At 64.6% G+C, this 14494-nt stretch carries 4 protein-coding genes; all 4 read right to left on the bottom strand.

Going from position 1 to position 14494, the window contains the following annotated elements; all coding sequences use genetic code 11:
* Window positions 1-298 precede the first annotated feature (298 nt).
* Entirely contained in the window at window positions 299-1003 is a 705-nt protein-coding gene (locus tag H7827_RS23915) for a VIT1/CCC1 transporter family protein (RefSeq protein WP_386539408.1), read from the bottom strand.
* Window positions 1000-1986: a prolipoprotein diacylglyceryl transferase gene (gene lgt, locus H7827_RS23910; RefSeq protein ID WP_432747299.1), complete on the bottom strand. Its 987-nt coding sequence runs from the start codon at window positions 1984-1986 to the stop codon at window positions 1000-1002. Before lgt ends, H7827_RS23915 begins: the two co-directional genes overlap by 4 nt.
* Window positions 1987-3113: 1127 nt before the next feature.
* The gene (locus H7827_RS23905; protein ID WP_432747298.1) at window positions 3114-3737 is read right to left on the bottom strand and encodes an SMI1/KNR4 family protein; all 624 of its coding nucleotides are present in this window, start codon (window positions 3735-3737) and stop codon (window positions 3114-3116) included.
* A 13-nt stretch (window positions 3738-3750) separates the two neighbouring features.
* Window positions 3751-14334, bottom strand: coding sequence for a LamG-like jellyroll fold domain-containing protein (locus H7827_RS23900; protein WP_432747297.1), 10584 nt, complete (start codon window positions 14332-14334; stop codon window positions 3751-3753).
* Window positions 14335-14494: the final 160 nt, after the last annotated feature.

Genomic DNA, 14494 nt, shown 5'->3' with positions numbered 1-14494 from the left:
CTTGGTAGGTGTTGTGTACCGAGGGACGACGCTGGCCCTGGCTGGCTTAAATTTTCGTGCAGGTTACACGATGGCGAGGTTCCCGAGAAGTGGATACCTCTGTCCACGATGCGGACTACGTTCTGCCGGGCTCCGGCCGGAGAATGGCGGATATGTCGGCGCTGGCGGACGTGGAAGCCTCATGCCCGCAGGAAACGAACTGAAACCCTCCGGAAACAAAGCTCACCCATGGGCACGCCGATGAGTACATAGCGTGCGGGGCCGCCCGGTATATTCCCGGACGCTCCGGGCGAAGGGGTCAGCTCAGGGCGTTGTCGAGCAGCGCGCCGATCCCGTACGTGAGCCCGGCCGCCGCGGCCCCCAGCAGCAGCTGCCGCAGCCCGCTGAACCACCAGGAGCGGGCCGTCACCCGGGACACGACCGCGCCGCACAGGAAGAGCCCGGCCAGCGCGAGGAGCAGACCGGGCCAGAAGGACGTGCCGCCCAGCAGATAGGGCAGCACCGGCAGCAGGGCCCCGACCGCGAAGGATCCGAAGGAGGAGAGGGCCGCGACCATCGGCGAGGCCAGATCGGAAGGGCCGACCCCCAGCTCCTCCCGGCTGTGGATCTCCAGCGCCTGGTCCGGATCGCGGGACAGCTGCCGGGCGACCTCCCGGGCCAGCTCCGGCTCGACCCCGCGCCCCACATAGACCGCGGTCAGCTCGGCCAGCTCGTCGTCGGGGTTGCGGGCGAGCTCGCGCCGCTCCACCTCGATCTCGGCCAGTGCCAGCTCCCGCTGGGAGGCGACCGAGGTGTACTCCCCGGCCGCCATCGAGAACGCCCCGGCGGCCAGGCCCGCCATTCCCGCGATGGCGATGGTGTGGGCCGACGCCGAGGACCCCACGACACCGCTGATCAGCCCGAGATTGGAGACCAGCCCGTCCATCGCCCCGAAGACCGTGGGACGCAGCCAGCCTCCGCTCACGTCGCGGTGCCGGTGGTGGGCCTCGGCGGAACCCGTCATGACGCGGAGGTGGCCCCCGCCTTGTCGGTCCCGTCGCCGTCGTCGCCCTTGGCCAGGCCGACCCGGCCCTTGGCGGCGGGCTCCTTCTCGCCGTCACCCTTCCCGGCGGCGTCGGCGTCGGCGTCACCGTCCTGGGTGTCGGCGTCGGCGTCGGCTCCGGTCTGCTCCTCCTCGGCCCCCGGCTCGACGATCTCCTCCCGGCCCGGCCGGCGCTTGGCGGAGATCACCAGGTAGGCCACGGCGGCGAGGAAGACGACGATGGAGGTCCAGTTGTTCAGGCGCAGGCCCAGCACCTCGTGGGCCTCGTCGATGCGCAGGTACTCGGTCCAGAAGCGGCCCGCGGTGTAGGCGGCGACATACAGCGCGAACGCCCGGCCGTGCCCCAGCTTGAACCGCCGGTCGGCCAGGATCACCAGCACACCGACGCCCACGCACCACAGCGACTCGTACAGGAAGGTGGGGTGGAAGGTACCGACATCGATGCCGTTGTCGATCTCCAGGGCCCAGGGCAGATCGGTGGGCTTGCCGTACAGCTCCTGGTTGAACCAGTTGCCCCAGCGACCGATCGCCTGTGCGAACGCGATACCGGGCGCCACGGCGTCGGCGAAGGCGGGCAGCGGGATCCCGCGCCGCCGGCACGCGATCCAGGCACCGACGGCGCCACCGGCGATCGCGCCCCAGATGCCGATACCGCCGTCCCAGATCTTGAACGCGTTGACCCAGTCGCGGTCCTCACCGAAGTACAGCTGGTAGTCGGTGATCACGTGGTACAACCGGGCGCCGACCAGGCCGAAGGGCACGGCCCACACGGCGACGTCGGCGACGGTCCCGGGCTGGCCGCCCCGGGCGACCCAGCGCTTCCCGCCGAGCCAGATGGCGACGAAGACACCGATGATGATGCACAGGGCATAGCCACGCAGGGGCAGGGGCCCGAGATGGACCTCGCTGGTGCCTGGGCTGGGAATAGAGGCAAGGATCTCCATGGTGTCCCCGACGCTACCGCGCCGGACGCCCACCCGGGAATCCACGGCCCGCTTTCCCGACCGGGATCACACTGTGTGCCCAGCCGGATGAGGGACGCCACGCCGCACCCCTCCGCCACCTCACCGCTGCGGTCATCGGGATCCGATTCAGAACTACTTTGGCGCGAGGCGTAGGGCTGGGCATCAACCATCGGATTGAGATGGCCCTCGGTGCGGGTGCAGTCATCTTTCCCCGGGTTGACCGTCCAATCGCTCGGCCAGAGCCTTCCGGGAGTGTCCTCGTACGCCACGGAAGCGAGGACCGACCACGCCATGTGCGCCGCGCCACCACCCAGCTGCACTCTTCCAAACCCATCAGGGACAACACGGGACAGACAAGGTGTAGTCGGTCTCGATGCCCGCGCCTTGCTCTCGACCGTCGCCTTCATCCGCCCCTGGAGCTTCGCCACATCCCCAGGGTCGAGGTCAATTGGGGGTTGAACCGGCTGAAGACCGCCATAGGGTCATTCTCCATGGTGGGTCCTCCAAACCGCCCGTCACGTCGCCGTGGGAGCCGGACAGCAGATCGAACAGGCTCAGGGCCTTCGTGGGCACCTACCGACCGGTATTTCGAGGCCCACGCTGATGGCGACCAGAAACTCCTGCATCGTCTCCAGCCACTCGGCCGCCTCCTCCACAGGAATCCCCTGACCGCCTCGGCCTCGGGGCGCCAGCGGCTTCTCCTGGCATCCGACGAGGAGACCGACCCAGGAGAACCGGTAGTTGATCAATGGCGGCCTGCATCACCAGTGCAGGTCACTCTTGACGTAAACCGCCGACACCACCTTCCACTATGCACCTCTCACTCGCCGAGTAGCTTTCGTGTCCCACTCAGCAGCACCCGAAGCCGATCTACATCGGCTCCCGTTCCCACCGTCTGGCTGGCGGTCTTCTCTGACCTCGACATTTACTTGTCCAAACTGCAGAATCTTCTCCTACGCCTGCTGGAAAGAAGATCCGGAATCTTGCGATCAACGCCTGGCTCTCACCGCATCAACCAGTGGGCAAAGCTGACCCAGCCAGCCGACTCCACAGTCGGGATATGACCTGGCGGGCCGCTTAGCTCTTCCATTACACCCCTGCAGAAATCACTTACCCATGCTCCCGCACTCGCGACCTGGATCTGGGCCGTACCAAGTGCGCACAGAATCACTTTCCGACATCGGAAGACTACGCAGCTCCACAGCCCTCGCATTCAACGGAGGTTCATAGAGCACGACATCGCCACATATCAAATATTGATATAGCCACTCCGAGAAGTTCATTCTATATTCATAGAACTCATAGTCCCGATACACGTATATCCACCAGCCGTCGATTACTGGCGAATTGGCCATGAAAACAATTTCAGAAGCCACGGTTGTCGGCACAGAGGGAATGAGGCCCCCACGCTGACCGAAGCGCATTTCAGAGATACCCAAAGACGCCCTGGGGTCGGTTTCGAGGACCTCCCCCTCCCAAGACTCTTCCGCCCAGGCACGGGATGTCGACCCGATCCAATCGGCTACATTCCACCGCCCCGGAATGGGAGAAAGGAGGTCCATCCGATGATTTAGTTCAACAGGTCCATAGAGGCCAAGGATTTTTTTGTAATCCTCCGGCAAGGCAAAACCAAGTTCGGACTCAACTGCACTCCATGCCTCAGTTACCACCTCCGGGCGCCAAGGGTCTCCGAGCAAAAATCTCACGCGCGCAAGATAGGGAAATTCCATTTCTCTCCACTGCTCACCGTTTCGGGCATTCCAAATTACCCGTCGTTTTCCCACCCGTTGGATCCTGATAGATGACGCAATGCCTACTCTCACTCCCGCCAACTTGAGAATAATTGTACTCAATCTTTTCCGGAATTCCGGAATGGTCATTTTTATAGTGCGGAACGACAGAAACATGTACCACGTGACCCTCTAGAACCCATTCACGTATATCTTTCTCAACGCCAGTGCTCAGATAGGGGCTATTCGTTTTCTCATATTCCGCCACCAAGTTGCGCAAGTCGATCCCCGAACCCGTCATGATAGCAGGAATAAGGTGGCCATTTTGAGGCCTGTGACCTTGGCTGCGAATCTCGTTCATTCCTGGAGGCTGTGTCGATGCGTTGGTATTGGTCCAGGTTATTTTGCGATTCTTATTGTAGTCACTCTTATCAAGGAGCCCGTATGCGCCCGTCGCTCGACATTCCTGACGCTTTTCAAAGGAATCGTAATATCGCTCTCTCGGCAGGTAGACAGCGTGTCCCGTCGGACTGACACCGGGCCCCACATCACAACGATCATCCTGCCGCGTCCGCCCGTTGTTTTTACCACCTGGATTATTGAGAGGAGCTGAAATCAAGTGGGGCTTCAATGAGTTTTGCCCAATGAGATTCAGCGATGCCTGGGCATCCAGAATCATGTCCCAGCCCTGTTCGGAGGTCCAACGACCCATCGCTGGTTCCCAGTTGATGCGGGCGGGCGGTTGAGCCGGGGCCGGAATGGGATCATCACCACGGTTCGGATTTTGCGGAGGGGGAGGCGGGCCGTCCCTACGGCCACCGGCAGCAGCGAATTTCGTGCCCGCTCCTCCGGATCCTCCTCTGATACCACCACCGACAGCGACTGCGCCGGGGCCCTCGGCGGGATTCAAATATTGGCTCATCAATTGGCGCGCCAAGCCGAGGATGTATTGAGACAACGCCAGACGTTCGAAACGCGAAGCCTGGGCATTAATTGATGCCGCGAGGCCATTTGCATAATTCAGCGAATCCAGGCTGCCTCCGGAATGGTTGCCTCCAGAACTGCCGTCTGATGACCGCCATCGCTTGAACTTGTTGTACGCCTGGTAACCGCCGTAAATTCCGCCACCGAGGAGCGAAGCAGGGATGAGAATCGGCAGCGCTGCGCGAATGGGAATGGTTGCCACTGCTCCGGTTCCACATATTGGGGCAGACACCGGAGTCGCACATACGGCCGCATGGCCGCTGGGGTCCGTACCACTCAATGGCGAACCACTGATGTACGCATAGGAGTTGATGTTGCCCGAGGGGGTCGGTGGGAGTGTCCACGTGTCGCGCGAAGTAAAGGTTCCGGTGCCCGGCTGGTACCAGCGGGCGGCCATGTTCACCTCGCCGCTCTCCGGATCCGTCCAGCCGGACTGGTAGCCGACAGAGGTCCGTTCGCCCTCCTCCGCGATCGGTTCACCGAAGGGGTCGTAGGCGCGGGAACCCGTCAGGGTGTTCCCTTCTGGGCTGAGGACGGCCACCACGTCATCGTGCCGGTCGGTGAGCAGTTGCTGCTCCGACTCGTCTTCGACCATGCTCAGGAGATTGCCGGCCGGGGTGCGGCGATATGCCGCTTTTCCGTCCGAGACCAAGTTGTTGGACCCCCCGTCATAGCGGAACGGTGTGTCCCCGTGGTGAGTCACCCGGTCCAGGGCGTCGTAGGCGAAGCGGCTCTCCCCATCCGTGATCTTGCGCTCGAAGGCATCGAACGACAAGGTTCGGGCTGATCCGCCATCTGTCGTGACACCCTTCAGGGTGCCGCGTGCCGTGTAGGTGTACGAAGACGTCCCGTCGCTGAGCAATCGGTTGCGCTCGTCGAAGGCCGCGGTCAGTTCACCGGCGCGAACCCGGTTGCCCGAGGCGTCCCACGCGTATTCCACCGTAGTGCCGTCGTGTTCCCAACTGATAAGCCGTCCGGCCTGGTCATACGTGTAGGCATTGATACCGGCCCCGGCAGTGCCTCGGGTTTCCTTCTCAGTCAGGAGTCCGTCCAGGTCGTACGCGTAGGCGATGGCGCTGATCTCGTCACCGTCCCGACCCTTAAGCAACTGGTCCAGTGTCAGCCGCCCCAGCGCGTCGTAGTGGTATTCACGGGTGGCCAGTTCATTCCACACGCCCTCAGACATCGCGGCGAAGCCATCGCCGGTGCCCTCCTTGGGTTCCAGGTGTTGGGCACTCGTCAACCGGCCTGCCGCGTCGTAGGCGTAGTTGATGTGGGAACCGGCGATGTGTTCCCCGGCCCACCACAGCTGTCCACGATGGTTGTAGCCGAACCTCGTTGTCCCCGCCCCGTCGATCCGCTCGATCATCTGGCCGTCGGCGTCATAACTGAACCTTGAATCACCACCCGGCCCATCCGCCGCCAACAACTGGCCTCGGTCGTTGTAGGCATAGGTGTCCTTCACGAGCGCGCCGTCGGTCCATTGCGCCGTCATGTTCCCGGCCAGGTCGTACTCCAGGAACCGGTCGGACGTCGTAGCTTCCGCTCCACTGCCCGACTCGTGCACAAGTCGGCCGAGGCCGTCGTACGTCCTGCGCCGTTCCACCCCACCGGGCAGCAGTTGACGAATCTCCTGACCTGCGGCGTCGTAGGCGCGGGTCCAGGTGCGGTCGGCCGCTTCCGGGTGAGCCTCCGTGCCGGGTTCGATCACCGATTCGGGAAGGCCCCAGGAGGTGTAGGTGTAGTGGGTCGAGTTTCCGCGGCCATCCGTGATACGAGTCCGGTTTCCCAGCAGGTCATAACCGAAGCTCGTGGTGATCACCGTGTCGTCGTCCACCGGCTCGGACTGTTCGATCATGTTCCCGAGAGCGTCGTACCGGAAGGTACGCGTGGTACCGGTCGCCCCCGTTACCGATATCTGGTTTCCCTCGGCGTCATAGGTGGCGGAAGTGCTGCGGAGGATCGCTTCACCTGTGCCGTAGTCTGCGGTTCCGACCACCAGGCCCAGGGCGTTGTACTCGCTCACGCTGCGTCGGCCTGTCGCGTCGATCGACTCTGTGGAGCGGCCAAACGCGTCATACCGGAAGGTGTCGGTATCGCCTGCGCGGTTCGTCACGCTCAGCACTTCTCCGGCGCTGTTGTACTCGGCCCGGATCGTTCTCCCGCCGGCGGAACGCGAAGTGACCTGACGGCCTGCGTCGTCCCACGTGTATACAGCGGTGAGGTAGTGCAGCGCGGGGTGGCGTTCGACCACCGTCTGCGTGAGCTGCCTGCCAAGACCGTCGTAAGTAGCTTCGGACGTTGCCCCTGTCGGTCCTGTGGCCGACAGTTGCAATCCGGTCGGTGTCCAGGTGAACGTGGTCTCGCCAGGCAGGTCCAGACGCTCCAGGGCGTCAAGGGACAGATCGTTCTGCCAGGCCCACGGCACGCCGTCATCATGTACGTGCCCCGCCGGTGGGTCGATGCGGCGGCTCACATTTCCCAACTGGTCGTAGCTGTATCGGGTGGTGCGACCGAGGGCATCGGTCTGCTCCACCACTTGGCCCAGCGCGTCGTACACAGTCTCGGTCTTCGCGGTGATGGTCCCCCCGCCCGGCGGGGTGTAGTCGGGCAGGATAGCTGCTGTCGGGCGGCCCAGCCGGTCCACCTCCACCCGCGTGACACTCCTCAGCGGATTCTCGCTCTCGGTGGCTTCACCGAAAACGTTGTAGCCCGTACGAATCCGAGCGCGGCCTGCATCGGTCCCGGGCGCTGTCACCACGACGGCCCTGCCGAGCGCGTCGTAGTCGAACTCCGTGGTGAATTCGTCGGCATCCGCACCATCAACGGCGCCCCGCGGGCTAACAGTGGTGATCCGCAAACCGCGCTGATCGTAGCTGTGCCGTGTGGTGAAGCTGCTGTCAGCGTCCCCGATCGTCTCGGACAGCACATTGCCCGCGACATCGTAGGTGAACGACTGGAACTGATGCTCCTCCTCGTCTGCACCCTTCTGCCGCTGCTCCAGCACCCGGTCGGCCGCGTCATAGGTGTACGTCGTCCGGCGGTTCAGCCCTTCGGGGTCGAACACCGTACCGGTGACCCGCCCGGTGACGTCGTACGCATACGTGATCTCTGCCGAACCACCGGCCGTCACCTGGCGCACGATCCTGCCCGCCCGGTCGTAGGAATTGCTCTCCAGCACGATGTCGTGCGAGCTGCCGTCCGATTGGAGAACATCTTCAGCCGTCGTGGTGGCGAGGAGCCCGTCGTCCAAGTAGGTGTAAGAGGTGGTGGTGCCCATGGCATCCGTGGTCCGGGCCAACCTGCCTGCGGGGTCGTAGGCGTGGGACTCCAGGGTCAGGTCCCGTACCTCTCCCGAGGGGTGACCGTCCCAGTCCTCCAGGACCACGGTGGCCAGTTGTCCGCGCGGGGTATAGGTGTGGCGCAGGGTGTCGCCGAGCGGGTCGGTCTCCGTGATGACCCGGCCCAGGGCATCGTGCCCAAAACGGGTACTGTTCCCCTCCGCATCGGTGATCAGGTCATTCAGGCCACGGGCGTCGTAGTGATAGGTCGTGCTGCGCTCGTCGGTGGCCTTTTCGAGTGCCGACACCGTTTCACTGAGCACCCGTCCATCGGCGTCGAAGGTACGCCGGGTACGGGCGGTGAGTACCTCCTCCGTGATCTCGTTCCGGGTCTGAGGGCCGGTCTCCTCCATGACGCGTGACAGGGCGTCATAGGTGTAAGTCGTGGTGATGCCTTCGGGCCGGTCCTCCGGCAGCCAGGTTTCCGTGAGCCGCCGACCTAGGCCGTCGTAGGTGAACTCCGTGCGGAGCCCGCTGGGCGCGGTGATATGTGCCAGGTCCCCGTTGGAGTAGTAGGCGTAGGTCGTGCGTGCCCCTGCCAGATCTGTTTCGTCGGCGACCAAGCCCTTCGGCACGTTACCCCCATCCACAGCTGTTTCCGTTCCCGCTGTGTAGGTATGGGAGGTGGTACGGCCGTCGGGAAGAGTGGTCGTGGCGGGCAGGCCCTGGGCGGTGTAGGTGACCGTCGTCCGGTAGCCGGTGTCCGCGGGGCCGGCCGAACGGGCATCGCTGGTAGCGACGGGCCGGTCGTTGCGCGGATCCAGGGGGTCCTTGTCGTTGTGGTAGTAAGCGGCGTAAGAGGTCTGGCAGTTCTTCGGGCCACGGCAGGTCGTGGTGGACAGGGTGTTGCCCCGGCTGTCGTGGCCGGTGATGGTGGCGTTGCCGTTCGGGTCGGTTACCGTGTGCAAGAAACCGCCCGTGTCGTACGCGTATGAGGTTGTTTCGCCGTCTGCGTCGACAGCCGAAGTGGTGCGGTATCCGCGTAGTGCGTCATACGTGGCGCTGGTGGATTGACCCACCGGGTCCGTCACGGTGACCGTGGCGCCGAGGGCCGATCCTGCGGCCCGGGTCTTGGCCGCGTAGCGGGCTGTCACCTGCTCCTCGGTCAGCGCGTGGCGGAAGAGGGCGACTTCGTCGATCTCGCCCCCGAAGTAGTAGGTGTTGCCCGGCATCCCCATCCAGCCGCTGCTCCCCCAGCCGCCGCCCACGTAGGAGTAAGGCATCCCCTGGTTGGCGATGGGGCCCTCGAGCACGCCGACCTTCACGCCGTCGAGGTACAGCGTCTGGGTGTTCCCGGCCCCGGCAAGCACGACGTGGTGCCATTCGTTGTCGGTAACCGACTGACTGGAGACGATCGGCTTCGCACCGCCGAGTCCTGGCACCCACCATTCGCCACGCAGCTTGCCTTCGGCGCCGATGTTGATGGCGGCCCGCCAGGAGTCCGGTGTCTGACCGATGGGCTTGTCCTGGAAGGACAGGAGCACGCCAGGTTCCTTGGTGCGGAACCAGAGTTCGGCGCTGATTGTGGAAGTGCCCCCAAGGATGTCACCCGGTATCTCCACCACGCTGTTCTGGGTGAGCCGCAGCGCCCTGTCGTCCCCCGGCCCGAAGATGCCCGGGGCGTTGACGGTGGTGGGGGAGTTGCTGTGCAGGGTCGCGTCCCGCAGACCGGTCTCGTCGGACAGGGTGGTGCCGTTGACCTGGTCGAGTCTCCAGTAAGCCACCGGGCCGTCGCCCAGAACGGACCCGAGGTAGGCGCCGCCGTTGCCCGAGATGAGCGCGTTACGAGCTCGGTAGGCCTCCGCGATGTTCCCGCGATACCCGATCCCGTTCCCCCCGCCGGTGAACGTCACCTTGACAATGTCGTACAGGGCGACTTCAGCGATCTGCCCGTGGAAGTTGTGGTCGCCGGCGCTTTCACCGTTCCAGCTTCCGGAGGCGTAGCCTCCGCCGATATAGGTGTACGGAAGTCGCTCCCCATCGGTGCCGTTCCGGTTGGAGGCCTGGTACTCACCGTCCAGGAAGAGGGCCTGACCTTCTTCGCTTCCGGTGAGGATCACGTGATGCCAGACGTCGTCGTCAACTCGCACGTTCGACAGCAGCGTGGTGGAGTCACCGGGATAACGCAGCCGGCCGCGGAGCTTCCCCTGTTCGTCGACCAGGAGCATCGGCCACCAGTTGTCAGGCGTGGTGCCCAGTGGCTTGTCCTGCATGCTTACCAGGACTCCGGATCCACTGGTTCTGAACCACAGCTCGATGGTCTGTGCGCTGGTGTCGCCCCACGCGTCCGTCGGCACTTCCACGGCGCTGCCTCCGGCGAAGTACGGAGAGTTCGTGTCACCGTCGGTGAATGGGCCTGCTCCACCCAGACGTGTGCCGTCCAAGTAGCTACCGTTCAGCTCCTCCCCCAGAGCGCTCGCGGCGACCGCTCCGGTGCGCTCCGAGAGCCGCCAGTAGCCGGTGGGGTTGCCGGAACGGATGGTATCGGCGTAGCTGCTCGATCCATTGGAATAGAGGGGCTCAGTGATCTCCCAGTCTCCGCCGTTCTTATCGGTGAGCCGGTTGATACGTCCTGTCGCCGGGTCGTAATCAACCTGGGCGTGCGTACGGCCGGAGGGAAGGGTCACGGTGGAGAGCTGTGGGGTGGGACGCCGCAACGCATAGTGCTCGGCGATGGTCGTCGAGTCGAGCGAACGCTGATAAACGGCGACATCGTCCAGCTCACCGGTGAAGTACCGCACTCCGGCCGCCGCACCGTCCCACGAGGAGTCCGAGTAGCCCGCTCCCAAGTAGGTGTACGAGAGATCACGGTGGTCGATCGGCCCGTTGCGGCTGCCGACCCGGGCACCATCGAGGTAAAGCGCTTGCGTCGTTCCGGCGGCGGTCAGCACGGCGTGGTGCCATGAACCGTCCGTGACGGTTTGGCCGCTCTTGAGCGGAGAGATGCTCGTGCTGCCTTCCACGGTGAACAGTCCACTGAGCCGTCCGTTGCTGTCGACGGTCAGGACGGGGTTCTTCTCGTCGGGAGCGCCGTCTTCCAAGCGGCCGTTCTGGAAACCGAGAAGCACACCCGATTCAGTGGTGCGGAACCACATCTCCACGGTGAGGAAGGTGGAGCTGCGCAGCGTGTCGTGTGGCAGTTGCACGTATGAGTCGGTGCCGTTGAAAGATACCGAGGTGTCGGTGGTCCCATCGATGGAGCCGGACTCACCGTATTCGACGTTGTAGTACTCGCCGTGTGTGAACCCCGCCCGGCTCGGGGCAATACTCTCGGCGATCTCTCCCTCGGCCTCGCCGAGGCGCCAGTAGGAGAGCGGACTCTGGTCGAGGACGACGCTGCGGTACAGCGAACCGTCGGTGTAGTCGTACCGGGTGCAGTCCTCGCCTGCCGTGGGCGGGCACACTTCGGCCAGTTGGCCGCCTGTGTAGCTGTAGGTCCAGGTGAGCCCGGATTCCTCCGGGCCCACCGGGTTGGTGGTCACCGATCCGACCCGCGTGCCCTCCCATGTGAAGGACAGCGTACGGCCGGACTGGACATCGGTGACACGGGTAAGCCTGCCGTCCGTGTGGCTCAGTCGCTGCTCCCGGCCGGCGCCGTCGGCAACGGTGGTGAGACGGCCATCCGCTGCGAAGGTGTACATGCTGCCCGAGCGGTCACGCAGCGTCCAACCTCCGCCGCTGACAGCGGTGAGGGTACCGCTGCCTCCGGTCGGCCCGGTGAATGTTCCGTCCGCGTTGCGGCCGAAGCGCACCCGGGTGCCCTCGGTGAGAGTGATCACCAGGTTGCCGTCGTTCTCCGGGGTCGCCCGCATATCCCACCGGGTCGACCATCCGGGGCCGAAAGCGGTATCGGTACGCGGGTCGAGGGAGTTGTACGTACGGACCACAGCGAGTTCGGGACCCGTCGTGGCGAGGGAAGCGTCGGTCGCCGCCGTGCTGTAGTTGCCACTGCGGCGGCTGAACTCGTGTCCGTCCTCGCCCCCGAGATGGCCAGTGACGGGGGGCTGCGGGACCCGGGTGCTGAAGAACGAGGGGTGCGGACGCAACGAGGTGTCCTTGCCGTCGTACACGTACGCGTACCAGGCATACGTCTTGTTCCAGGAAAGCCAGCCCTGGGGCACGGCCCATTGCTGTGGTGTACCGCGGGTCCCCTTTCGGCAGTTCTTCCGTGCGTTCTCGCCATCGACCTCGCAGACCTCAAACGTGTACTGCAGTTTGGCGTTGGGGTAACGGTCCTGGTCCTGACCGTCGGCCCACAGGGTGGGAGTCAGTGAATCGAAGACCGCACCGCTCCCGGGGGCGGCGGCGGTGAGCTGGGGCGGAATGTTGACGGCGGCGAGCCTGACGCGGCCGCCGGGAACGCCCTGCGCGGTGAAGCGGGACACCCCGAGATCGGTCATCGTCCACTCAACGGTGTACGTGCCCGGGGTCAGGGGTGCGATCTTGGCGTCGAGGGTGACGCTTTGCCCCGGTGCCACGTCCCTGGGCATCAAGGTGTACCGGCGCAGGGAGGCGGAGGTGAGTTCCTTGCCTGCGGAGTCGTAGAGGTTGTAGCGCAGCTGGTACTGGCCGTCCTTCTTCCAGGTGTCACGTCCGAGGTTGGTCACGGTGACCTTCTGGACACCCTCACTGACGGCGGTGACCGGCTGGGTGAGCTGACCAAGACGGTACGTCGCACCATACTTGGTCCAGGTGACGTCCAAAGTCGGGGCGCCGTTGGGGTACCTGCTGGACCCGAACTGCTTCCATCCGTAGGAGTCTGTCGCCGATGCCTTGACGGCCAGGCCGTAGTTGGTCTTCCGACCGTGCGTCCAGTCGTCGACGAGAGCCCGCCCCTGGGCGCCCAGCGGGATGGACTCCCAGGCCGGGGCGCAGTTGTAGGGTACGGCGCCGTTGGGGCGCCAGCCGTGGGCGAAGCGCTTGGAGCCGAGTGCGGCGCCGGTGGCCGGGCCCGGATAGTTCTTGAGGGTTGCCGCGGACCAGTTCTGGGTGATCGGGTGGACGGTGACGGGCCGCGGGTCGCACGAGTAGGACCAGGTGTTGTAAATCCCCAGCCGGGCGTCGAGCACCCAGGCGTTCTTCAGTGTGCTTTCGACGCCGGAGAAGCGGAGGAAGGATGCCGCCGCGTGGGTTCCACCGTCGTAGGTGCCGGCCTTGAGGACGGTGTCCGTCGAGAAGTTGATGTTGTACGGCTTCTGTACGTAGGTGGAGGACGAAGAATCGATTCTGCTGACCGAAGGGTCCACTCTGACCGGATAGACACGCTCAGGGTCCGTCAGCCAGGCCTCGTCGAGAGTGACGGCGAGGACCTGCCGCCCGTCGATCCGCAGCAGCTCGTAGTGGACCTCGCCCGAGATCGCGCCCTCTCCGGAACGCTCGTCGAAGTCGGAATCCTGCATCCAGCCCGGAGGCATGACCGCGTGCGAGGTGCCTTCCGAATCCAGGAAGACGACGGCGCCGTCCTCGTCGAGTTCGGCCGTCAGGCCCCGCAGTTCCAGCGGGAAGCGCCATTCAAGGGGCGCTTCGGGCCCGTGCAGAATCAGCGTTTCCTTGATGAAGTCGTTCCCGCCGATGAACTCCAGATCGGTGAGGTTCCGGGCTCCTCGGTATGTCAACACCGGCCCCTCGGCCTCACCCACCACCCCCGCAGCCCCCTCAACCGCGTACCCGATGGAGCGCTGGTCATCGAGGCGCATCCGCAGGATCGGATCAGCGTCCGCGCGGGGGGCGAAACTGATGCCGGTCTCGGTCGATGTCGTGGTCCAGGGCGCGGTCATCGTGGTACGCCGAAGCGTCGGGTCGATGGCCTGCCAGCTCCCGTCCCCGATCTGGAAGTTGACCTGCTCGTCGTAGAAGCGGGTGGTGTAGGAACCGTCCTCATTCAAAAAGGTCCGCGCTTGTGCCTCACGCTCATCGACGATTTCCGTGCTGCGCTCTTCGTCGAAGCCTGCTGGTTCCGGGGGTTCCTCCATCTCCAGGATCTCAACCGGCTCGGCCTGCGGCGGTTGTGAGGTGTCTCCGAGCTGTTCCGTTCCGGACCGTTCCTCCACAGGGAGCTGGCCGTGGGACGCGCCGGGCCCTGAGCCCGTTTCACCAAGATTCGCGGTGGTGTCCACAGTCTGGGCCGTGTGGGAGAGGCCCTCCGCCGAACCCCATACCTGTTCCGGCAGTTCTCCGGGATCGGGAGCCTGGTGACCACTGGTCCACCGCGCGACCGCTGCCGCGGCTGGGTCGAGAGCGGTCATTGCGGCCATCACCAAGGAAATGGTCACGGCGAGTGAACGCACACGGCGCACAGCTGCCCCCCACGGGAAAGATACTTTCGTGGGGGACAGACTGTGATCTTCACTCAGCCTTCGCAAGAGGGCCATGAACGCGCCGCCTCTGCCAAATGAGGGCGAATCAGCTCATATCAGCCCACTGACAGGGACA

The organism is Streptomyces sp. JH002, from assembly GCF_050916115.1.
Taxonomy (GTDB): Bacteria; Actinomycetota; Actinomycetes; order Streptomycetales; family Streptomycetaceae; genus Streptomyces; species Streptomyces xiamenensis.
The sequence above is the reverse complement of the archived record's forward strand: the minus strand, read 5'-3'. Positions and strand labels throughout refer to the sequence as shown.